The following is a 22302-nucleotide window of genomic DNA, read 5'->3' as shown; positions in this document are numbered from 1 at the left end:
CAGCCAACGTTGAGGTGCGCGGTAACCGTTGGGCTTCGCAAGCTCAGCACCAACCTACATCATCCACTTGCCGCGTTAACACCGAGCACCAGCAAACAGCAACCAAAACCGAACCGCCGCGCCCATCCCGTTGGGACAAGCCGTGCAAACTGCCGCCATCCCGGCGCCGCCCATACGCTGCGCTCAAAAGAGGGTGGCTTGTTTCCGGACCGGCGGCAGTTTGCACGGGAATTCTTGCACCTTCGGATCGCCTTTTCTTTGCTTACTTTATTTTTGGCGAAACAAAAGAAAGTAAGCCGCCGCCGCGCGGAAAGCGGCAAATAAAAAACATCCGCGCAGCGGATACAGCCCCTGACCCAAAACAAAGTTGGCCGCAAGCCATAACGGCTTGCGGCCAACCTTTCAAACATCCAGTTCATACGCCGGGAAAATTGCAGCTTGTAACTCCACCCGACAACACCTGGCGGAGCAATCAGAACTGGTACTGCATCCCCAGCGAGAACAGACCAGTATCCGACTCGAATTGCTGGCCACCACCACCCGTATAACGCACATCGTATTTCAGTCCATCGAACCACTCGTACTCGGTACGCAGCGTCAGGTTCTTGCTCAGCGCATATTCCACGCCGACGCCGTAAGTCGCATACAGCTCGTCCCGATCGGTATCCAGCAGGCTGGCACAGTTCTCGATACAGGTGTAACGGGTTCTCGCCGCCAGCACCCCCAACTTGCCAAAGACGGCCAGCTGGCTATTCAGTGGCGCCTTGCTCAGCAGCGACAGCGCAATGCCCTCGGCGGCAAACTTGTCGCGTGCCACTCCGCCAGCGGCCGGGCCGGAGAACGTGGTTTTGCCGAGGTTCACATAGGCGGCCTCGACAGCAAGGTTCGGCGCCAGCACATAGCCGGCAAACAGCTTGCCCGCGGTATCGGTGTTATCGATCCGCGCGTCCGGCTGGTAGCTCAGCGTGGCTTTGTCCTGCGCGCCAAACTGCGATTCCGCCTGTCCGGCGGCGATACCGACATACCAGCCCGGCTCGGCAGCCATCACCGGACCGGCCACACAGCAGAGTACTGCCGCCATTTTCTTGTAATTCATCGCTCGTCTCACTTTTGTGTTGTGCACATTTACGCCGTGCCGGTTGCCCACTAACGGGCAAGCCGGGTCTGGTCGGCGCAACCACGCAACACATAAAAAATAAGACTGCCATCGCTGGCAGTCTTATGGTGGACCGTGATCAGGCCAGCTTCGCCAGCTGCCCCTTCACCTTCTCCAGCTTGTCATTCAGCTCAGCCAGCTGCGCCTTGTCGCGCTCCACCAGATGCGCCGGCGCCTTGTCGACGTAGCCCGGTTTTTCCAGCTTTGCCGTCAGCTTCTCCAGCTCGGCACTCACCTTGCCGATTTCCTTGGTCAGGCGCGCGGTTTCGGCGGCCTTGTCCACTTCCACCTTCAGCATCAGGCGGGCATCGCCGCTGATGGCGACCGGGGAATCGTCTTCCGGCAGCTTGGTAACGATGCTGCCTTCGGTCAGGCGGGCCAGCAGCTTCAGGTACGGGATGAACTCGGCGATGGAAGCGTCGGCCGTTTCGATGAACAGCGGCGCCTTCACGGCCGGGCCGATGCCCATTTCACCGCGCAGGTTGCGCACCGCGTTGACCAGGTCCTTGAACGCGTCCATGCGCGCGTTGGCGGCGGCGTCGATCTTCTCAGGCACGGCAACCGGCCAGGCGGCGACCATGATGGAATCTGTCTTCTTGGCGTTGGCCAGCGGGGCCACGGTCTGCCACAACTCTTCGGTGATGAACGGCATCAGCGGGTGGGTCAGGCGCAGCGCCACTTCCAGCACGCGCACGATGGTGCGGCGGGTGGCACGTTGCTGCGCCTCGTTGCCGGTCTGCAGCTGTACCTTGGCCAGCTCGACGTACCAGTCGCAGTACTCGTTCCAGATGAACTCGTACACGGTCTGCGCGGCGAGGTCGAAACGGTAGGTTTCCAGCGCTTCGGTCACGTCCAGCTCGGCCTGTTGCAGGCGGCCGATGATCCACTTGTCGACGAAAGAGAATTCCAGCGGCAGGCTCTCGTCCTGGCCGCAGTCCTTGCCTTCCACGTTCATCATCACGAAGCGGGTGGCGTTCCACAGCTTGTTGCAGAAGTTGCGGTAGCCTTCGGCGCGCTTGAAGTCGAAGTTGACCGAGCGGCCCAGCGTCGCGTAGCTGGCCATGGTGAAGCGCAGTGCATCAGTACCGTAGGCCGGGATGCCGTCCGGGAACAGCTTTTCGGTGGCCTTGGCGATCTGCGGTGCCTTTTCCGGGCGGCGCAGGCCGGTGGTGCGCTTGTCGACCAGCGGCGCCAGCGCGATGCCGTCGATCAGGTCCACCGGGTCGATGACGTTGCCTTCCGACTTCGACATCTTCTTGCCTTCGTGGTCGCGCACCATGCCGTGGATGTACACGTCCTTGAACGGCACCTTGCCGGTGAAGTGGGTGGTCATCATGATCATCCGGGCAACCCAGAAGAAGATGATCTCGTAACCGGTGACCAGTACCTGCGACGGTACGAAGGCACGCAGTTCCGGGGTGTCTTCCGGCCAGCCCATGGTGGAGAACGGCACGAGTGCGGAGCTGAACCAGGTGTCGAGCACGTCCTGTTCGCGGCGCAGGGTCTTGCCCGGTGCCTTGGCTTGCGCCTCGGCTTCGTTGCGGCCAACGTAGATGTTGCCGTCTTCGTCGTACCAGGCCGGGATCTGGTGGCCCCACCACAGCTGGCGGCTGATGCACCAGTCCTGGATGTTGTTCATCCACTGGTTGTAGGTGTTGACCCAGTTTTCCGGGATGAAGCGCACTTCGCCGGATTCGACGGCGTCGATGGCTTTCTGGGCGATGGATTTGCCGGTGGCGTCGTCGTCGCCAACCTTGCTCATCGCCACAAACCACTGGTCGGTTAGCAGTGGCTCGATCACCGAGCCGGTACGGTCGCCGCGCGGCACCATCAGCTTGTGCGGCTTGGCTTCCAGCAGCAGGCCCTGCGCGGTGAGGTCGGCCAGCATCGCCTTGCGGGCGTCGGCGGTGGACAGGCCGGCGTAGGCGGCCGGCAGGTCGATGGTGCCCTGCGCGGTGCCGTCGAAGCCGAACAGCTGCGCCTTGGCGAGGATGGTCGCCTGCAGGCTCATCACGTTGATCAGCTGAGTGTCGTGGCGCTTGCCGACCTGATAGTCGTTGAAATCGTGCGCCGGGGTGATCTTGACGAAGCCGGTGCCGAAGGCGGCATCCACGTAGTCGTCGGCAATCACCGGGATCTGGCGGCCGGTCAGCGGCAGCGCCAGCATCTTGCCCAGCAGGTGCTGGTAGCGCTCGTCCGTCGGGTTGATGGCCACCGCCACGTCGCCGAGCAGGGTTTCCGGACGGGTGGTGGCGACGGTCACGAACTCATCGCTACCGACTACCGGGTACTTGATGTGCCACATGAAGCCGTCTTCTTCCTCGGAGACCACTTCGAGGTCGGAGATGGCGGTACCCAGTTTCGGGTCCCAGTTGGACAGGCGCTTGCCGCGGTAGATCAGGCCCTGTTCGAACAGGCGCACGAATACTTCTGTGACGGTATCGGCGCGCACGTCGTCCATGGTGAAGTATTCACGGTCCCAGTCCACCGAGCAGCCGACGCGGCGCATCTGGCTGGTGATGGTGCCGCCGGACTGTTCTTTCCACTCCCACACCTTGCTGGTGAACGCGTCGCGGCCGAGGTCGTGGCGGTTGATGCCCTGCTCGGCCAGCTGGCGCTCGACCACGATCTGGGTGGCGATACCGGCGTGGTCGGTGCCCGGAATCCACACCGTGTTGTCGCCCTTCATGCGGTAGTAGCGGGTCAGGCCATCCATGATGGTCTGGTTGAAGGCGTGGCCCATGTGCAGGGTGCCGGTCACGTTGGGCGGCGGCAGCTGGATGCAGAAGGCGGGTTTGCTGGTGTCCATGTGCGGCTTGAAGTAGCCGGACTGTTCCCATTGATCGTACCAGCGACGTTCGATGTCGCCCGGCTCGTAGCTTTTGGCAAGTTCAGTGGTCATGGTGTGAATTCGGTCTTTATCGATGCAGAAAAATGTCGTCGATTATAAACCGAATCGGCTACAGCGTCGTCAGCATCCGTTATGCCGGCCGGGCGGCAAGCGGCAGAGCCAACGACTGGCGCCAGCCGGCCACGCAGCGCGTCGGACATATGGGTGCGACAAGGCGCAGGCAACCGCCGTCACCCGCGCAGCCATGAAAAATGCCCCGCCAGGGGCGGGGCATTCGCGGCGCTCTGCGGCCAACGTTGGCCGCAACGCTACGCTTACAGCACTTCGATGATGCCGGCGGCACCCATGCCGGTACCGATGCACATCGTCACCATGCCGTAGCCCTGCATGCCGGCATTGCGCATGCCGTGCACCAGCGTGGCGGTACGGATGGCACCGGTGGCACCCAGCGGGTGACCCAGCGCGATGGCGCCGCCGTGCGGGTTGACCAGGCCCATGTCCAGCTCCAGGTCACGCGCCACCGCCAGACCCTGCGCGGCGAAGGCTTCGTTCAGCTCGATCCACTTCAGCTGATCCTGGGTGATGCCGGCGTTGCGGCAGGCTTCCGGAATCGCTTCCTTCGGGCCGATACCCATGATTTCCGGCGGCACACCCTTCACCGCGAAGGTCACGTAGCGCGCCAGCGGCGTCAGGTTGAACTGCTTCAGGATCTTCTCAGACACCAGGATCACGGCACCGGCGCCGTCGGACATCTGCGACGAGTTGCCGGCGGTGACGCTGCCCTTGGCATCGAACACCGTCTTCAGCTTGGCCAGGCCTTCCAGCGTGGTCTCGCGGCGCGGGCCTTCGTCGGTGTCCAGCACGCGGGTGGTGCTGATCACTTCGCCTGTTTCCAGGTTCGGCGTGCGGTAGGTCACTTCCAGCGGCGTGATCTCGCTCTTGAACTTGCCGCCGTCGATGGCAGCGATGGCGCGACGGTGCGACTCGACCGCGAACGCATCCTGGTCTTCACGCGACACGCCCCACTGCTGCGCGACCTTCTCTGCGGTCAGGCCCATGCCGTAGGCAATGGCGTAGTTCTCGTCCTTGGCGAAGATCGCCGGGTTCAGCGACACCTTGTTGCCCATCATCGGCACCATGGACATCGATTCGGAACCGGCGGCGATCACCACGTCGGCCTCACCCAGACGGATGCGGTCGGCGGCCATCTGCACCGCGTTGATGCCGGAGGAGCAGTAGCGGTTGATGGTGATGCCGCTGACGGTGTTCGGCAGCCCGGCCAGCAGCACGCCGATACGCGCCATGTTCAGGCCCTGTTCCGCCTCGGGGAAGGCGCAGCCGACCACGCAGTCGGAAATCAGTTTCGGGTCCAGCGTCGGCACCTGTGCCAGCGCGCCGCTGATCACGTGCGCCAGCATGTCGTCCGGACGCACGTTGCGCATCATGCCGCGCGGCGCCTTGCCCACCGGCGTGCGGGTCACGGCAACGATGTAAGCTTCCTGTACTTGTTTAACCATTTTTTGCAATCTCCTTCAGGCCGGAGTGGCAGCGCGCACGCTACCCTCCGGCCGCTGTTCGGCGGTATCAGTTACGCAGCGGCTTGCCGGTAGTGAGCATGTTGGCGATACGGTCCTGGGTCTTGCTGGACTTGAGCAGGGTCATGAACGCCTTGCGTTCCAGATCCAGAATCCACTGCTCGTTGACCAGCGTGCCCTGCTCCACGTCGCCACCGGTCATCACGTCTGCGATCAGCGCGGCGATGGTGAAGTCGTGCTGGCTGATGAAGTGGCCTTCCAGCATGTTCACCAGCTGGCCCTTGATCGAGGCGGCACCGGCGCGACCGGCCACCGGGAAGCCGACAACCTTGAGCGGCGGACGGTAGCCGGTTTCATACAGCGCCAGCGCTTGCTGCTTGGCGACGTACAGCAGCTCGTAGGCGTTGAACACCACGCTGTCGCTGTTGCGGAAGAAGCCGATTTCCTGCGCCTCGTGGCCGCTGGTGGCGACCTTGGCGGTGGCGATGGCCATGAAGTAGTCCTTCAGTGCCGCCAGCACGTCGCCCTGGGCGTTCTGCGCCGCACGCAGCGCGAACTCCTTGCAACCGCCACCGCCCGGCAGCAGGCCGACACCGACCTCGACCAGACCGACGTAGGATTCCAGCGCGGCCACGACCTTGTCGCAGTGCATCGCGAATTCGCAGCCACCGCCGAACACATAGCCCTGCGTCGCGGCGACGGTCGGGATGTGGCTGTAGCGCAAGCGCATCGAGGTGGTCTGGAAGCGGCGCACCATGGTGTCGATCGCATCCCAGTCGCCCATCATGAACGCCGGCAGCATCGACTGCAGGTCGGCACCGACCGAGAACGGCTCTTCGGTCTGCCAGATCACCAGCCCCTTGAAGCGGGCTTCGGCGATGTCGATGGCGGTGTTGACGCCGTCGATCACGTCCGGCCCGATGGCGTGGGCCTTGGACTTGAACGACACCACCAGCACGTCGTCACCGGTGGTGAAGGCGCGCACGCCCTCGTTCTCGAACACGGTCTCGCCCAGCAGGCCGGCGGTTTCGCCCAGCACCTTGGCCGGGGCCAGCTGGCGCTGGTACACGTCCAGCGTGGAGCGGCCGACCAGTTTGCCGGCGGTGGCATCGAAGGAACCATCGGCAAAGTGCACGCCGGCACGGTCGGCTTCCAGCGCCCAGGCCGGCAGCGCGGCTGCGGCCAACGTTTTGCCGGCCTTGATGTCTTCATCGATCCAGCCGGCGACTTGCTGCCAGCCGGCCGCCTGCCAGGTCTCGAACGGGCCGACCGACCAGCCGAAGCCCCAGCGGATGGCGAAGTCGACGTCGCGCGCGCAGTTGGCGATATCGCCGAGGTGGTAGGAAATGTAGTGGAACACGTCACGGAAGCAGGCCCACAGGAACTGCGCCTGCGGATGGCTGCTGGCGCGCAGCTGCTTGAACTTCTCGGCCGGGTTCTCGATCTTGAGGATGGCCTTGACCGCTTCGTCGCCCTTCTCGCCGGCGCCCACGTACTCGCCCTTGGCAGCGTCGAAGACAAACATCTGCTTGCCTTCCTTCTTGTAGATGCCGCGCTTGGTCTTGGCACCCAGGCTACCGTCGGTGATCAGTTGCTGCAGCCACTGCGGCGACTTGAAGTAGGCGTGCCACGGGTCGTTCGGCAGCGTGTCGTCCATGGTTTTCACCACGTGGGCGAAGGTGTCCAGCCCGACCACGTCGGCGGTGCGGAAGGTGGCGGACTTCGGACGACCGAGGCGCGGGCCGGTCAGGTCATCGACCACGTCAAAGCGGATGCCAAATTTTTCGGCGTTGGCGATGGTGGCCAGCATCGAGAACACGCCGATGCGGTTGGCGACGAAGTTCGGGGTGTCCTTGGCACGGATCACGCCCTTGCCCAGCGTGGTCACCAGGAAGCGCTCCAGGTTGTCCAGCATGGCGGCGTCGGAGCCGGTGCACGGGATGATCTCGACCAGGTGCATGTAGCGCGGCGGGTTGAAGAAGTGCACGCCGCAGAAGCGTGGCGCCAGTTCGGCCGGCACGCCGGCGGCCAGCTGGTTGATCGACAACCCGGAGGTATTGGTCGCGAAGATGGTGTGCTCGCCCAGATGCGGCGCCACCTTGGCGTAGAGGTCGGTTTTCCAGTCCATGCGCTCGGCGATGGCCTCGATCACCAGGTCGCACTCTTTCAGCAGGTGCAGATGGTCTTCGTAATTGGCCGGCTGGATGTAGTTGACCGCATCCTTGTTGGACAGTGGCGCCGGCTTGAGCTTTTTCAGGCCGTCGATGGCTTTCAGTGCGATCCCGTTCTTGTTGCCGTCTTTTGCCGGCAGGTCGAACAGCACGGTCGGCACCTTGGCATTAACCAGATGGGCGGCGATCTGCGCCCCCATCACGCCGGCGCCGAGAACGGCGACCTTGCGTACGATAAACTTGGTCTGAGACATGGTTTCCTCGGTTGTCTTAACGAACAAACATGGTTGCGGCTTCACGGATTATAGATTCCGGGTAAGCCATCCAACGGGAAAGATCGGCTGAATCACAGTATCTGAATAATGGTTCAGCACTTCCCGAAAAAAACACGGCAACTGGGTCGCCGTGCCTGTTGCGGCCAACGTCAAACGTTGGCCGCAAAGCCTCGCGGCTTAGAAACGGTGGTTGTACTGCACCCCCAGGATCTGGGCGCTGGACTTGTAGTTGACGGTGCCCTTGGTCTGACTGGAAACGCAGGTCGTTTGCCCCTGAGCCACGCAGGTACCGTTCACATTGGCCTTGGCATCCTTGATCTTGATGTAGCTGTAAGCAAAATCGATCGAGGACTGCTTGTTCAGGTCGTACTTGCCACCGAAGGACAGCCAGATACGGTCGTTGTCCGGCAGGGTCGCCAGACGACGGTCATCATTCGGCACCGGCGACTTGTCGTAGGCGATACCGGCGCGCAGCTGTAGCGGCTCGGTGTACTGATAGGAACCACCCAGCGAGAGCTTGTAGGTGTCTTTCCAGGCCGGGGTCAGGTAAGTCGTGTTGCCCTGCCCGGTTTTTGCATTTTCATAAACCAGCAACGCTTTATCAAAGCGGGAGTGCTTGGTCCAGGTTACGTCGGCGAACAGATTGGTTTTGCTGTTCAGCTTGTGCATACCGTGCACGGACAAGGCTTCGGGAGTGGTGATGTCAACCTTGGCACCTTCCGAATCTTTAAAACCGGCGGCATTCAAGGCAGCATAGCCAGCGGCCGGTTTGGTCCATTTGGCCGAACCTTCCAGCGTGTGCTCGATTTCCGAGCGGTAATTCACACCGACGCGGGTGTTGTCATTGATGTCCCACATCCAGGCCAGGTTGTAACCGAAGCCCCAGTCATCACCCTCGACATCGGCATAGCCGTCGGCTGCACCGTTACCGGCCACCGAACCCGGCAGCGCCAGGTTGCCACCAGCCAGCGCATAGCCGAAGTTGGCGTATTGGCGCAGGGTTGCCTCGGCGTGCTGGGCAAGGACACCGACCGCGACCGAATGTTGGTCATTGAGCTTGAAGGCCACGGTAGGGTTGACATCAATGGTGGTCAGTTCGGTAGAGTTCAGGTTGTAACGCAACACCGAATCACGCTGATATTCGGTGGAAGAAGCGAATGGCACATAAATACCCAAGCCAACCGTCACTTTGTCGCTCAGTTGGTGTGTCATATACAGCTGAGGCACCACCACCAAATCTTCAGTGATCTTGCCACTGGTCGAACCTTTGACCGTTGAATTCGTTGGTGTTACAGCCAGTGTCGGATAGGTAGCACTGGCGTCGCTATATCTGGCATTCGGCGCAACCAGGTTCAAGGCACCGGAAAAGTTGGTCCCCTCCAGCTTGGTCATGCCCGCCGCGTTGTAGAAGATCGTGGATGCATTGGCCGCTTCGGCGGCACTGGCATTGGCGGTGGATTGGGCGCTGACCGACTGGGTACCGAAGTGGTAGCCGGAAGCCATTGCAACAGTGGTTGCACCCATCATCATGACGGACAAGCTGACGTGTTTCAGTTTCATGTGTTATTCCCTCTGTGCATTGTTATTCATGCTGTTCCGAACGCCTGTTTGATTGACGATCTGGCCCGATACTACCTAGAGACGAAGCTGTTATCCAGCTTTTTCGAGCATTCGTTCCAAACATTCGTTTCAATGAAACAACACATCAAATGCACTCAGGAAATGATTCTGGATTTGCCATCGGCATCGATGGCGACGTAGGTGGCAATCACCTCGGTAATCGGCACCACTTCGCCACCAAGGCGCTCCGCCTCCACCGTCACCTTCAGCGTGACCGACTTCTGTCCGAGACGGAAACACTCGGCATACAGTGACACCACGTCACCGACATGGATGGGACTGGTCAGCTGAAAGGCATTGACCGCGACCGTCGTCACCGGCCCCTTGGCCAGCCTTTCGGCGCAGATGGCGCCAGCGGTATCGATCTGGAACATCAGCCAGCCGGCGTGGACACGGCCGTGGGCATTGGTGCTGCGCGGCTCGGCACGCAGGCGCAGCACCGGCACGCGGACGACTTCGGGTTGTTGCTGTGGGGATGGGGTCATGTTGTCTCTCTCGATGGCGCTCTGTCGACAGAGTGCCATCGACAGAGACGGGCGTTGCCGCCCGACTCCTTATTGTTTAGCCGATCAGAAGATCAGCCGCTGCAGCATTTTGTCATCGTGCTGCTCCAGTTTCATGTCGAAATCATCGACCATGATCACGTCGCGCTTCAGTTTGCGCGCGCGCGTCACGGCGTCAAACTCCTGCTGCGTAATCTGGCCGGACTGCAACGCTTCCGCCAGCCGCTCACGCGCGGTGACAGCCTTGAACTTGCCATCACGCCCCAGTTTGCGCAACTTCTGTTCCAGCGGTTCGGTTTCCAGCATCGCCTTCAACGCCGGCTCCAGCACGCCGACCGGATCCGATTCGTCGCTCGGCGCGAAGATGCCGCGGGTCAGGCGCTCGCGTGTCGGGCCCAGCTCCATCAGCAATCGCGCGACCTTGGTGCCGGTGTGGTCGCTGGCCGGCTTCATGGTCAGCCCCCACGGGAAGATCACCTTGCGCAGGATTGCGGCCAACGTACGGCTTGGCAGGTTGACGAGGAAGCCATCCATCGCCTGCTGCAGGTCGTACAGCGCATTCTCCACAGCCCACTGCAGCACCGGCAGGTCTTCTTTCGGCGCGCCATCACGCTCGAAACGCTTCAGGCAGGCAGAGGCGATGTACAGATTGGACAGCATGTCACCCAGCCGCGCCGACAGTTTTTCGCGGAATTTCAGCGAACCGCCGAGGCTGAACATCGCCATGTCGGACAGCAGCGCAAAGGCACTGGAGAAACGCGTCAGCTGCTTGTAGTAGGCGGCCACTTCACCACCTTTCGGGCTGCCGACCAGCTTGGCACCGGTCAGGCCCATCCACAGCGAACGGAACACGTTGCTGATCACGAAGTTGATGTGACCGGTAATGGCCTTGTCGAACTCGGCAGCGTCATTGCTCATCGCCGCCTTCATCTCGCGCAGCACGAAGGGATGACAGCGGATGGCGCCCTGACCGTAGATGATCATCGAACGGGTCAGGATGTTGGCCCCCTCCACCGTGATTGCAATCGGGATCGCCTGGTAGGCCCGCGCCAGATAGTTGCGCGGCCCCAGCACCACCGCTTTGCCGCCATGGATATCCATCGCGTCGTTCAGCGTTTTGCGCATGCGCTCGGTGTTGTGATACTTCAGCACTGCGGACAGCACCGACGGTTTTTCGCCGATATCGAGACCGGTCAGTGCCAGATCCTGCGACGCTTCCATCTGGTAGGTAAAGCCACCGATACGTGCCATTGCCTCGTCCACACCTTCGAACTTGCCGATCGACAGGCCAAACTGGTCACGGATACGGGCGTAGGCGCCGGTGGTGTAGGACGCCACCTTGCCGGAGGCAACCGACATCGCCGGCAGCGAAATGCAGCGACCTACCGACAGGCACTCCACCAGCATGCGCCAGCCCTGGCCGGCGTAATCGCGACCGCCGATGATCCACTCCAGCGGAATGAACACGTCCTTGCCCCAGGTCGGGCCGTTCATGAACGCGGCACCGCCAGGAAAGTGGCGGCGGCCGATGCACACGCCCTCGTGCTCGGTCGGCACCAGCGCGCAGGTGATGCCCAGTTCTTCCTTGTCGCCCAGCAGATGATCCGGGTCGTACATCTTGAACGCGAGGCCGAGAATGGTGGCCACCGGCGCCAGCGTGATCCAGCGCTTCTCCCAGCTCACGCGTAGGCCAAGCACGTCGTCAAAACGTTGGCCGCTGCGCGGATCGGTGTAGCTGCCGCGGCAGACGATGCCGTAGTCGGGAATGGCGCCAGCATCGGAGCCGGCGTAGGGGCTGGTCAGCGCGAAGCACGGCACTTCCACGCCCTTGGCCAGACGCGGCAGATAGTAGTCTTTCTGTGCTTCGGTACCGTAGTGCTGCAGCAGTTCGCCGGGGCCGAGCGAGTTCGGCACCATCACCGACACCGCCGCGGTGCCGCCGCGGGTGGCGATCTTGGTCACCACCTTGGCGTGCGCGTAATTGGAGAATTCCAGACCGCCGTACTTCTTCTTGACGATCATGCCCAGGAAGCCGTTGTCCTTGATGAACTGCCACACGTCCTCAGGCAGGTCCTTCAGCTCGTGGGTGATCTTCCAGTCGTCGACCATCTTGCACAGCTGCTCGGTCGGGCCATCCAGAAACGCCTGCTCTTCGGCAGTCAGTTTCGGGTCCGGGAAGGACAGCAGACGGTTCCAGTCCGGCTTGCCGGAGAACAGGTCGCGATCCCACCACACGGTACCGGCGTTGATCGCTTCCTGCTCGGTTTGCGACATGGCAGGGGTGATTTTCTTGAAGACGGAGAACACCGGGCCAGTGAACACGGCGCGGCGCAGCGGCACCAGATTCAGCACCAGCGCGATGACGGCAAACAGCGCCCACACCGCAAGCGGGACCTGGCAGCCCCAGACTGGCTGCAGGCTGGCAAGCCAGCCTGCGATCACGACAGTCCACGCCAGCACGGGAGCGCGGAAATACGCGAGCGCCCCGAGCAGCAGGATCAGAACAATAGCAGATGTCATTATGGTTACCCTCGTGTTGACCTCGTGGAGTCAATCAGACGGGCGCCGTCAACCCCGCTACGACGAAAGGCACCAGGTGCTTGACCACCATGTCCGGATCACGGGCGGAAACCACCTGACTGCGGACAAAGATCTTCAGCACATCATTACCGGCGAAGGCATTGAACATCACGCCAAAGGCAAAATGCATGCGCCAGGCAATGTCTTCGGTTTCAAACTGCGGCAAAGCTGCCTGGAAGGCACTGGTATAGCGCTGTACAAACACGCTGTACTGCTGGTTCAGTGCCTCGCGCAGCAGGCGGTGGTTTTCCACCAGCGTGCGCGACATCAAGCGGACAAACAGCGCCCCGCCCTTGGTCGGGTCTTTTGACAACATCAGGCAGGGCTTGATGAAGGTCAGTACCAGCGCCTCGGCGGTCAGGGCTTGTCCGGATTGTTCCAGCGCGTCGAGTTCGGCCAGACAGGCAGCCACAAACGGGCCGATCCTGCGCATGAATACCGATTCGAACAGCGCATCCTTTGAACCGAAGTGGTAGTTCACAGCGGCCAGGTTGACTTCAGCCTGCTGTGTGATCATGCGAAGTGAGGTGGCCTCGAAGCCATGTTCGACAAACAGCCGCTCGGCAACATCGAGAATCCGAGTTGCGGTATCGGGTTTGTTCACTTCCATGTCGTCTTGCACTTTCATCGGATTGAGTAATTGCGTCGCCTTGTCCATCATGATTTTAGAACAAGCGTTTGAAACTTACGTTTTAATTTGATGCCTGTCAAGAAATGCATTCCTGAAGCCTCCCGCGGTAATCACAAGTAAAACGGCAGCCTTTAGTCTAGACTGCCGTTCGATTGAAACAAACGTTTTTTATTACAAGCCTCTAGCGAGATCCGCCTGCAGGTCGTCGACATGTTCCAGACCGACGGCAACCCGCAACAGCCCCTCGCTGATGCCGGCGCGCGCGCGCGCCTCCGGCGTGATGCGCGCGTGCGTGGTCGATGCCGGATGGGTCAGCGTGGTCTTGACGTCGCCGAGGTTGGCGGTGCGCGAAATGACCTGCACCGCGTCCACCACTCGCCAGGCCGCCTCGCGCCCGCCCTTGACCTCGAACGACACCACCGCCCCGCCGCTGCGCTGCTGCTTTTGCGCCAGCGCGAATTGCGGATGGCTTTCCAGCCCCGGGTAGAACACGCGCGCCACCGACGGCTGCTGTTCCAGCCAGCGTGCCAGCTGCAGCGCATTGGCGGAGTGTTTTTCCATGCGCAGGTGCAGCGTTTCCAGACCGGACAGCAGCACCCAGGCATTGAATGCGGCCAGGGTCGGGCCGGCGGTACGCACGTGCAGGTAGATCTGCTCGATCAGCTTGTCGTTACCGACCACCGCCCCGCCCAGCACCCGACCATGACCATCGAGGTACTTGGTGGCGGAGTGCACCACCAGATCGGCACCCAGTTGCAGCGGCTGCTGCAGTGCCGGCGAACAGAAACAGTTGTCGACCACCAGCAAGGCACCGGCTTCATGCGCGATATCGGCGACGGCGGCGATGTCGGCCAGCTCGGTGAGCGGGTTGGACGGCGTTTCCAGGAAGAACAGCTTGGTATTGGGCTTCACCGCCGCCCGCCACGCCGCCGGATCGGAGGCGTCGACATAAGTGGTCTCGATATTGAACTTGCCGAGAATGCCGTTGAACAGGTTGATGGTGGAGCCGAACAGGCTCTGCGACGACACCACGTGATCGCCGGCCTTGAGCAGGGTCAGCATGGTGGCCTGGATCGCGGCCATGCCGCTGGCGGTGGCAATCGCGCGCTCGCCGCCTTCCATTGCGGCCAACCTTTGCTGGAAGGCGCTGACGGTCGGATTGGTAAAACGGGAATAGGTGTAGCCTTCAATCTCGCCCATGAACATGGCGGCGGCTTGTGCGGCCGTATCAAAGGTAAAGCTGGAGGTCAGGTGCAGACTCTGGCTGTGTTCGCGGTATTCGCTGGTTTCGCGGCCGGCGCGGATGGCCAGCGTCTCGGGATGCAAGGGGGGACAGGTGTCTTCGCGCGACATGGTGGGCTCTCGTACGGCTTATGGCTGAAAGACTTTCAACAATAACAAGGGTTGGCCGCAACAGCCAACCCTTGTCGTTATATAGAAATTCAGATCAGGTTTTGTTCGGCAACATTCAGGTTGAGATCGACCATCTGGTTGCTGCTGTCTTCCTCTTTCTGCTCGCTGGCCGCCTTGCCCTTCTTGCGTGCCGCCTCGATGGCATCGAGATAGGCTTCGTTGATGTCACCAGTGATGTAACAACCGCTGAAGCAGGAAGCCTCGAACACGTTCAGTTCGCCGTTCAGGCTCTGCACCGCCTGCTCCAGCGCTTCCAGCTCCTGGTAGATCACCGCATCGGCGCCGATTTCGGCGGCGATCTGCGCGTCGTTGCGCCCGGTGGCCAGCAGCTCGGCACGGGTCGGCATGTCGATGCCGTACACGTTGGGGAAGCGTACCGCCGGCGCGGCCGAGGCGAAGTACACCTTCTTGGCGCCGGAATCGCGTGCCATCTGCACGATTTCCTTGGAGGTGGTGCCGCGCACGATGGAATCGTCCACCAGCAGCACGTTGCGACCGGCGAATTCCAGCGGCACCGGGTTCAGCTTCTGGCGTACCGACTTCTTGCGTACCGCCTGCCCCGGCATGATGAAGGTGCGGCCGATGTAGCGGTTCTTGATGAAGCCTTCCCGGTACGGCAGACCCAGTGCATTGGCCAGCTGCATCGCGCTCTGGCGGCTGGAATCCGGAATCGGGATCACCACGTCGATGTCGATGTCCGCGTACTGGCGGCGGATCTTCTCGGCCAGCATCTCGCCCATCACCAGACGCGACTGGTAAACCGACACGCCGTCGATCACCGAATCCGGACGTGCAAAGTACACGTACTCGAACAGGCACGGTGCCAGCTGGGTGTTTTCGGCGCAGATGCGCGCCTGCATGTCGCCGTCAAAGGTGACATACACGCACTCGCCCGGCAGCACGTCGCGCAGCACCTTGAAGCCGGAGCAGTCCAGCGCCACCGATTCGGAGGCGAACATGTACTCGGCCTTGCCGTCGACCTCGGTGGCACCCATCACCATCGGGCGGATGCCGTGCGGATCGCGGAACGCCACCAGACCGTAACCGGCGATCATCGCCACCACGGCGTAAGCACCCTTGACGCGGCGATGCACCGCCTCCACCGCGCCGAATACCGCATCCGCAGTCAGCGTCGCGTTCTCGACACGGGCGGCGATCTCGTGCGCGAACACGTTGAGCAGCACTTCCGAGTCGGAGTTGGTGTTGATATGGCGCAGGTCATTACGGTACATGTCCTGCTTCAGTTCGTCGGTATTGGTCAGGTTGCCGTTGTGCGCCAGCACGATACCGAACGGCGAGTTGACATAGAACGGCTGCGCCTCGGCCAGGCTGGATGCCGAGCCGGCTGTGGGGTAGCGCACATGACCAATGCCTGCATTACCGAACAGCGACCGCATGTTGCGGGTGCGGAACACGTCCCGCACCAAGCCGCTGCCCTTGTGCATGTGAAAGGTCTTGCCATTGGCCGTAACAATCCCGGCTGCGTCCTGACCACGGTGCTGCAACAATTGCAAACCGTCATACAACAGCTGGTTTACGGGTGACTGACCCACCACCCCCAAAATTCCACACATAGCTCATCCCCAGACTACACGAGTAAAAACAAGGGGTGACAGCGGATCGCGCCATCACCCCTCTTGGTACTGCTAAAAAAAGTGCACCGCTTGCGCCAGCGTATCCGGCAGCCACGGTCGGGCAGCCATCGCCACCGTCTCGAAAGGCTGCACCAGCAAGGCGTCGTGCCAAAAACTCTGTTGCGGCATAGTACTCATCCCACCCAGCATCACCAGCACCGTGACCAGCAGCAGGCCACGGGCCAGGCCGAACACGACGCCAAGAAAACGGTTGACGCCACCCAGACCGACCGCATCGATCAGTGCGGTCAGGGTCACGCGAAACAGCGCCGTTGCCAGCCACGTCAGCAGCAACAGCACGATGAAGGCGGCAATCAGCTGTATACCCTGACCACCCAAGGGCATGAAACCGGCCAGATCCGGGGCGAAACTGCGCGCCACCCAGAATGCCAGCAGCCACGAACACAGCGACAGCAGCTCGGCGGCCAGCCCGCGGAACAGCGCCACGGCCATGGAACCTAAGATGATGGCAAGAATCAGCCAGTCAAGAGCCGTCAGCATCATTTGGTGACGATAATGCCCGACACGCCGGCCCGTTCCAGTTTACGCAACGCGGCATCGGCTTCGGCACGGCTGCCGAACGGGCCGACACGCACCCGTGTCACCTCGCCCTTGCTGGTCTGCACCTTGCTGAATCGGGCGGCAACGCCGACGGCGGACAGGCGCTGCTTCAGCGCGCTGATCTTGTCCGCATCGGACAGCGCAGCCAGCTGCACCTGGTATTTTTCGGCAGTCTGCGCGGTAGTGGCCGCGCGCGGCGCTTCCGCCTCGCGTCCTTCCAGAATCGCCGCCGGATCCGGCGCCGCCTTTTTCTCCGCGACTACCGGCTCGGCTTTCTTGTCGGCCACTTTCGGCGTCACCGGTTTCGGCTCGGCCGGCTTCGGTGCCGGAGGCGGTGTCACCACCGCGACCGGAGCGACAGCCGGGGTAACCGGTGCGACAGCCGGCGGACGGCTGGCCTCGGCGGCGGGCGGCGGTGCCAGCACGCTGTCTTCCGGCGGCAGCGTGGCGAGGATGTCGGTTTCCTGCGGCGCCGAGGCCACCACGGGCGGCAGTGCAACAGGGGCCGGCGTCGGCGCCGAGGCCGGCAGGCCGGAGATCTCGACCTGTTCCGGCTTCATTTCCTGCTCCGGCAGCGCGTCCAGCACATTCCACAACACGGTGGTGGCCACCAGCACCAGCACGATGGCGCCGACCAGGCGACGACGCGCCCGTTTGCGCAGCATCAGCAGTTCATCGTGTGCGGAAAGAGACATCTGGCGTCCTCAGGCGTGAGTGGATTTCGCGGCCATCACTTCGGCGACGGTATGGAATGATCCAAAGACCACGATTCTATCATTCTCCCCTGCCGCCGATAAAGCCGCGTGCCACGCATCGGCGACGCTGGCAAACGGTTTCACCTTGGCCACGCCCTGTGCATGCAGCTGGCTTGTCAATGCCGCGGCAGTTTGGCCACGCGGCATATCCAGACCACCGACGAACCACTCGTCGAACTCGTCCTTCAATGCCGCCACCACCGCCGGCAGATCCTTGTCCGACAGCATCGAGAACACCGCAAAGCGGTTCTGCGCGTAGGCCATGCGTTTCAGGCTGTCGGCCAGTGCGCGCGCGGCGTGCGGATTGTGACCAACGTCGAGTATGGTCAGCGGCCGCCCCGGCAGCACCTGGAAGCGGCCCGGCCAGTCGACTTCCAGCAGGCCACGCTTGATGGCGCCGATGCCGACCGGCAGCAGCGGCCGCAGCCCTTCCAGCGCCGCCAGTGCCGCCGCGGCGTTGATCATCTGGTACTCGCCGCGCAGCGCCGGCACCGGCAGGGCGTGGCGGTGCACCTCGCCCATGTGGAACGACCACTGGTGATCGAGGCGGGTGATGCCGAAATCCTTGCCCACCAGCCTGAGGTCGGCGCCAAGCTTGGCTGCATGCTGCAGCAGGCTTTGCGGCGGATTGGGGTCGGCACAGATCGCCAGCTTGCCGGCGCGGAAGATGCCGGCCTTCTCGAAGCCGACCTTCTCGCGGGTGTCGCCAAGATAGCCCTGGTGATCGAGATCGACGCTGACCACCACCGACACTTCCGGCTCGAAGATGTTGACCGCGTCGAGACGGCCGCCGAGGCCGACTTCCAGCACCGCGACATCGACCTGTTCGTCGATGAAGGTGTGCATCGCCGCCAGGGTGCCGAACTCGAAATAGGTCAGCGTGGTGTCGCCCCGTGCCGCCTCGATCGCGGCAAAGCTCTGCACGATGCGCTCGTCGCTGACCGGCTGCATGTTGATGGCGACGCGCTCGTTGTAGCGCAGGATGTGCGGCGAGGAGTAGGTGCCGACCTTGAAGCCGGCGCGCTCCAGTATGGTGGACAGCATGGCGCAGACCGAGCCCTTGCCGTTGGTGCCGCCAACCAGCACCACCGGGAACGTTGGCCGCAAGCCCATCGCATCGCGCACCGCGCTGACCCGCGCCAGGCCCATGTCGATGGCGGCGGGGTGGATCGATTCCAGATGGGAGAGCCAGTCGTTCAGGGTGTCAAAACTTGCCATGCTTGATTACATCCGTTCAGTTTCAGGGTTGGCGGCGGCGCGGCACCAGCGCACATAGACGCGCAACGCGCGGTGGGTGTCGGTCGGCACCGCGTCCGGCCATACCAGCAGTTTGTAGCGGCGGCCGTTGTCGTCGCTCACGCTCAGCACCACCAGCAGCGGCAACGCGATACTGGCCGGCAGCAGGCTGACACGACAGGCCCGGCCGCCCTGCTGCAGCTGCAGCACGCCGCGCATGTCGACGGCAAAGCCGTCAAAGGTTGGCCGCAACATGCCGCTCTGGCGCAGCACCTGCCAGCCACAGCCCGCGGCCGCCAGCAACACCAGCAGCGCGAGGTCGCGTTCCAGAAAGGACAGTGCCGCCAGCAGCATCAGCAGCGCCACGCTCACCAGTGCGACGGCAATGCGTGACGGCGCCAGCGTGGCGGCAATGGGGCTGACCCGGCTAGCGTGCATCGCGGCGACGGTCAGTCTTCGTCAACGTCGACCGGGGAATTCATGATGTCGGCGTCGACGGTGTCCAGCAGCGTGGAGTGCACCTCGACATCGAACCACTCCCAGAAGGCTTTCAGCGAGCGGTCCTGCGGCCACAGCGCCTCGTCCTCGTACCACGACGACAGCTCAATGCGGAACAGCTTGTCGTACATTTCGTCGATGTGGCTGATCGCCTCTTCCGGCTCGTCGAATTCGGGCAAAAGGATCACCGTGCAGTCGGCACGCAGCGCGTCCAGCGACAATTCGATCATGTCGTTGTCCGGTACGGCATTCAGCCACGCCAGAAACGGGGCCTTGGGCTTGATAACGGCAACGGAGCGATCAACAAAGTACATGGCAAATCCTTTCGCATTGACCTGCAGCGCAGGTCTTCGGTTGGCGCGCATTGTAACAGCGACCGCCCCTGAGGCGAAGGGCGATGCAGCCACATGCTACAATCCGCTCCATTGCAATAAGAAGACAGCCTCCCGCATACCATCATGGCCCTGATTACCGTAGAAAAAGCCTGCCTCGCCTTTGGTCACCACGCCCTGCTCGACAAAGTGGATTTCTCGCTGGAGCCCGGCGAAGTCGTCGGCCTGATCGGCCGCAACGGCGCCGGCAAGTCGTCGCTGCTGAAGGCGATTGCCGGCAGCATCAAGCTCGACGACGGCCGCATCAACCAGCAGGGTGACCTCAAGGTCGCCAACGTGCCGCAGGAGCCGCTGTTCAGCGAGGGCCACACCGTGTTCGAGGCGGTGGCCGAGGGGCTGGGCGAGCTGCAGCAGCTGCTCACCGACTACCACCACATCACCCAGCAGCTGTCCGACCCTGCGGCCAACCATGAGCAGGTGATGGCGCGCATGACCCACATCCAGCAGGAGCTGGAAGCACGGGACGGCTGGCAGTTCGACGCACTGATCAGCACCACGCTGTCGCACCTCGACCTCAACCCGGACACGCTGGTCAGCGACCTGTCCGGCGGCTGGAAAAAACGCGTGGCGCTGGCGCGCGCACTGGCCTCGCGCCCGGACGTGCTGCTGCTGGACGAACCGACCAACCACCTGGACATGAGCGCCATCGAGTGGCTGGAAGGGCTGATGAAGAACTTCAGCGGCAGCGTGCTGCTGATCACCCACGACCGTCGCTTCCTCGACAACGTCGCCACCCGCATCATCGAACTGGATCGCGGCATCCTGCGCAGCTACCCCGGCAGCTTCAGCGCCTACCAGGTGCGCAAGGCGGAGGAGCTGGCGATCGAGGAAGAACAGAATCGCCTGTTCGACAAGTTCCACGCGCAGGAAGAGGTGTGGATCCGCAAGGGCATCGAGGCGCGTCGCACCCGCAACGAGGGCCGCGTGCGCCGTCTGGAACAGATCCGCCGCGAACGCGCCTCGCGCCGCGAGCGTGTCGGCCAGGTCAACTTCCAGCTCGACGCCGGCGAACGCTCCGGCAAACTGGTGGCCGAGCTGGAACACGTCAGCAAGGGTTTTGACGGCAAGCAACTGATCAAGGATTTCACCACCCGCATCCTGCGCGGCGACAAGATCGGCCTGATCGGCCCCAATGGCGCCGGCAAGACCACGCTGCTGAAGCTGATCCTGGGCGAACTGGAAGCCGACAGCGGCAGCATCAAGCGTGGCACCAAGCTGGAGGTCGCCTACTTCGACCAGTTCCGCACCCAGCTGGACGAAGAGACCAGCGTCGCCGACATCATCAGCCAGGGCAACGACTTCGTCGAAATCGGCGGTCAGCGCAAACACGTGATGAGCTATCTGGAAGACTTCCTGTTCTCGCCGCAGCGCGCGCGCAGCCCGGTGAAATCGCTGTCCGGCGGCGAACGCAACCGCCTGCTGCTGGCGCGCCTGTTCACCCGCCCGGCCAACGTGCTGGTGCTGGACGAACCGACCAACGACCTCGACATCGACACCCTGGAGCTGCTGGAAGAACTGATCGAGCAGTACAACGGCACCGTATTCCTGGTCAGCCACGACCGTGCCTTCCTCGACAACGTGGTGACGCAGGTGATCGCCTTCGAGGGTAACGGCAAGCTGGAAGAGTATCCGGGCGGCTATCAGGACTGGCTCGACACCAAGGCGCGCATGGCGGCGCTGAAGCCGGAGGCGCTGCGCAAGGAGGCTGCGGCCAACGTCGAGGCCGCCAAGGCCGAGCGCGACCGCAGCAACCGCACGCAAAAACTGAGCTTTAATGAAAAGCGCGAACTGGAACGGTTGCCGGCGGAAATCGCGGCGCTGGAAGGCGAGCAGGCCGAGCTGAACCAGAAACTGCTGGACCCGAACGTGTACCGCGACGCGCCGCAGGACGCGCGCCAGTGGCAGGCGCGCATCGAGGAGATCGAACTGCTGCTGCTGGAAAAACTCGAACGCTGGGAAATCCTGGAGAGCAAACAGTCATGACCCGCCGCTGGCCCACCCTCTTGCTACTCGTCCTGCTGGCGGGCTGCGCCAGCATTCCCCCGAAAACCGCGCTCAAGCCCAAGCCGCGCCCGCCGGCGGCCAGCAACCTGTCCGCGCTCAAGGCCGACGGCGTCAGCCGCGAAATCCTGCTCTACACCCTGAGCCTGCTCGACATCGACTACCAGTTCGGCGGCAGCAACCCGGAGGCCGGCCTCGACTGCAGCGGCATGGTGGCCTACATCTACCAGCACGCCGCCGGCATCAGGCTGCCGCACAATGCGGCGCAAATCGCGGCGCTGGCGCGGCCGATCGGCAACCACCAGCTGCAGGTCGGCGATCTGGTGTTCTTCAACACCATGAACCGGCCGTTCTCGCACATGGGACTTTATATCGGCGACGGCAAGTTCGTGCACGCGCCGCGCAGCAACAGCGTGATCCGCGTCGACCGGCTGGACAACCGCTACTTTGCCAGCCGCTTCGAGGGTGCGCGCACCCTGTTCGGCTAAGC

The 22302-nt window shown here is 62.6% G+C and carries 17 protein-coding genes; 2 read left to right on the top strand and 15 right to left on the bottom strand.

Features of this window, described 5'->3' with window-relative positions:
• Window positions 1-472: 472 nt before the first annotated feature.
• The 15 genes from ACG97_RS16845 to ACG97_RS03900 form a co-directional block, all read right to left on the bottom strand.
• Complete coding sequence (locus ACG97_RS16845; protein ID WP_053068051.1) at window positions 473-1096, bottom strand: outer membrane beta-barrel protein; 624 nt, start codon at window positions 1094-1096, stop codon at window positions 473-475.
• A gap of 139 nt (window positions 1097-1235) precedes the next feature.
• Entirely contained in the window at window positions 1236-4058 is a 2823-nt protein-coding gene (locus ACG97_RS03965) for a valine--tRNA ligase (RefSeq protein WP_047966035.1), read from the bottom strand.
• A gap of 263 nt (window positions 4059-4321) precedes the next feature.
• The gene (locus ACG97_RS03960) at window positions 4322-5524 is read right to left on the bottom strand and encodes an acetyl-CoA C-acyltransferase (protein WP_047966034.1); all 1203 of its coding nucleotides are present in this window, start codon (window positions 5522-5524) and stop codon (window positions 4322-4324) included.
• A gap of 67 nt (window positions 5525-5591) precedes the next feature.
• Window positions 5592-7967, bottom strand: a complete 2376-nt coding sequence (locus ACG97_RS03955) for a 3-hydroxyacyl-CoA dehydrogenase/enoyl-CoA hydratase family protein (protein WP_047966033.1) — start codon at window positions 7965-7967, stop codon at window positions 5592-5594.
• A 198-nt stretch (window positions 7968-8165) separates the two neighbouring features.
• Entirely contained in the window at window positions 8166-9548 is a 1383-nt protein-coding gene (locus tag ACG97_RS03950) for an OmpP1/FadL family transporter (RefSeq protein ID WP_047966032.1), read from the bottom strand.
• Between the two features lie 155 nt (window positions 9549-9703).
• On the bottom strand, window positions 9704-10093 hold the full coding sequence (locus ACG97_RS03945) for an acyl-CoA thioesterase (protein ID WP_047966031.1): 390 nt from the start codon (window positions 10091-10093) through the stop codon (window positions 9704-9706).
• Between the two features lie 84 nt (window positions 10094-10177).
• Window positions 10178-12631 (bottom strand): acyl-CoA dehydrogenase, encoded by a 2454-nt coding sequence (locus tag ACG97_RS03940; RefSeq protein ID WP_047966030.1) that lies wholly within the window; start codon window positions 12629-12631, stop codon window positions 10178-10180.
• A 34-nt stretch (window positions 12632-12665) separates the two neighbouring features.
• A complete protein-coding gene (locus ACG97_RS03935) occupies window positions 12666-13301 on the bottom strand; it encodes a TetR/AcrR family transcriptional regulator (protein WP_047966096.1) in 636 nt (211 codons plus the stop codon).
• Window positions 13302-13493: 192 nt separating this feature from the next.
• Window positions 13494-14675 carry an O-succinylhomoserine sulfhydrylase gene (locus tag ACG97_RS03930; RefSeq protein WP_047966029.1) on the bottom strand — a complete coding sequence of 394 codons (1182 nt, stop codon included), beginning with the start codon at window positions 14673-14675 and terminating at the stop codon, window positions 13494-13496.
• A gap of 89 nt (window positions 14676-14764) precedes the next feature.
• Window positions 14765-16309 (bottom strand): amidophosphoribosyltransferase, encoded by a 1545-nt coding sequence (gene purF / locus ACG97_RS03925; RefSeq protein WP_047966028.1) that lies wholly within the window; start codon window positions 16307-16309, stop codon window positions 14765-14767.
• Window positions 16310-16381: 72 nt separating this feature from the next.
• Window positions 16382-16873 (bottom strand): CvpA family protein, encoded by a 492-nt coding sequence (locus tag ACG97_RS03920; RefSeq protein ID WP_238377248.1) that lies wholly within the window; start codon window positions 16871-16873, stop codon window positions 16382-16384.
• Complete coding sequence (locus tag ACG97_RS03915; RefSeq protein WP_047966027.1) at window positions 16870-17625, bottom strand: SPOR domain-containing protein; 756 nt, start codon at window positions 17623-17625, stop codon at window positions 16870-16872. The genes ACG97_RS03920 and ACG97_RS03915 overlap by 4 nt, the downstream gene beginning before the upstream one ends.
• Before the next feature lie 9 nt (window positions 17626-17634).
• A complete protein-coding gene (gene folC, locus ACG97_RS03910; RefSeq protein ID WP_047966026.1) occupies window positions 17635-18903 on the bottom strand; it encodes a bifunctional tetrahydrofolate synthase/dihydrofolate synthase in 1269 nt (422 codons plus the stop codon).
• A 6-nt stretch (window positions 18904-18909) separates the two neighbouring features.
• Window positions 18910-19359: a protein YgfX gene (locus ACG97_RS03905; protein WP_047966025.1), complete on the bottom strand. Its 450-nt coding sequence runs from the start codon at window positions 19357-19359 to the stop codon at window positions 18910-18912.
• Window positions 19360-19370: 11 nt separating this feature from the next.
• Window positions 19371-19733, bottom strand: a complete 363-nt coding sequence (locus tag ACG97_RS03900; RefSeq protein WP_047966024.1) for a hypothetical protein — start codon at window positions 19731-19733, stop codon at window positions 19371-19373.
• A gap of 144 nt (window positions 19734-19877) precedes the next feature.
• On the opposite strand from ACG97_RS03900, the gene ACG97_RS03895 reads away from it, so the two are divergent.
• Both ACG97_RS03895 and ACG97_RS03890 read left to right on the top strand, forming a co-directional pair.
• Window positions 19878-21794 (top strand): ATP-binding cassette domain-containing protein, encoded by a 1917-nt coding sequence (locus ACG97_RS03895; RefSeq protein ID WP_047966023.1) that lies wholly within the window; start codon window positions 19878-19880, stop codon window positions 21792-21794.
• Entirely contained in the window at window positions 21791-22300 is a 510-nt protein-coding gene (locus ACG97_RS03890; RefSeq protein ID WP_047966022.1) for a C40 family peptidase, read from the top strand. Before ACG97_RS03895 ends, ACG97_RS03890 begins: the two co-directional genes overlap by 4 nt.
• Window positions 22301-22302 lie beyond the last annotated feature (2 nt).

This window comes from Vogesella sp. EB (assembly GCF_001037925.1).
Lineage (GTDB): Bacteria > Pseudomonadota > Gammaproteobacteria > Burkholderiales > Chromobacteriaceae > Vogesella > Vogesella indigofera.
The sequence above is the reverse complement of the archived record's forward strand: the minus strand, read 5'-3'. Positions and strand labels throughout refer to the sequence as shown.

Coding starts and splice junctions, on each gene's coding strand:
- purF (WP_047966028.1), bottom strand. CDS start 16,309: ATGTGTGGAATTTTGGGGGTGGTGGGTCAGTCACCCGTAAACCAGCTG.
- ACG97_RS03915 (WP_047966027.1), bottom strand. CDS start 17,625: ATGTCTCTTTCCGCACACGATGAACTGCTGATGCTGCGCAAACGGGCG.
- ACG97_RS03905 (WP_047966025.1), bottom strand. CDS start 19,359: ATGCACGCTAGCCGGGTCAGCCCCATTGCCGCCACGCTGGCGCCGTCA.
- ACG97_RS03920 (WP_238377248.1), bottom strand. CDS start 16,873: ATGATGCTGACGGCTCTTGACTGGCTGATTCTTGCCATCATCTTAGGT.
- ACG97_RS03935 (WP_047966096.1), bottom strand. CDS start 13,301: ATGGAAGTGAACAAACCCGATACCGCAACTCGGATTCTCGATGTTGCC.
- ACG97_RS03940 (WP_047966030.1), bottom strand. CDS start 12,631: ATGACATCTGCTATTGTTCTGATCCTGCTGCTCGGGGCGCTCGCGTAT.
- ACG97_RS03945 (WP_047966031.1), bottom strand. CDS start 10,093: ATGACCCCATCCCCACAGCAACAACCCGAAGTCGTCCGCGTGCCGGTG.
- ACG97_RS16845 (WP_053068051.1), bottom strand. CDS start 1,096: ATGAATTACAAGAAAATGGCGGCAGTACTCTGCTGTGTGGCCGGTCCG.
- ACG97_RS03955 (WP_047966033.1), bottom strand. CDS start 7,967: ATGTCTCAGACCAAGTTTATCGTACGCAAGGTCGCCGTTCTCGGCGCC.
- ACG97_RS03950 (WP_047966032.1), bottom strand. CDS start 9,548: ATGAAACTGAAACACGTCAGCTTGTCCGTCATGATGATGGGTGCAACC.
- ACG97_RS03965 (WP_047966035.1), bottom strand. CDS start 4,058: ATGACCACTGAACTTGCCAAAAGCTACGAGCCGGGCGACATCGAACGT.
- ACG97_RS03890 (WP_047966022.1), top strand. CDS start 21,791: ATGACCCGCCGCTGGCCCACCCTCTTGCTACTCGTCCTGCTGGCGGGC.
- ACG97_RS03900 (WP_047966024.1), bottom strand. CDS start 19,733: ATGTACTTTGTTGATCGCTCCGTTGCCGTTATCAAGCCCAAGGCCCCG.
- ACG97_RS03960 (WP_047966034.1), bottom strand. CDS start 5,524: ATGGTTAAACAAGTACAGGAAGCTTACATCGTTGCCGTGACCCGCACG.
- folC (WP_047966026.1), bottom strand. CDS start 18,903: ATGGCAAGTTTTGACACCCTGAACGACTGGCTCTCCCATCTGGAATCG.
- ACG97_RS03930 (WP_047966029.1), bottom strand. CDS start 14,675: ATGTCGCGCGAAGACACCTGTCCCCCCTTGCATCCCGAGACGCTGGCC.
- ACG97_RS03895 (WP_047966023.1), top strand. CDS start 19,878: ATGGCCCTGATTACCGTAGAAAAAGCCTGCCTCGCCTTTGGTCACCAC.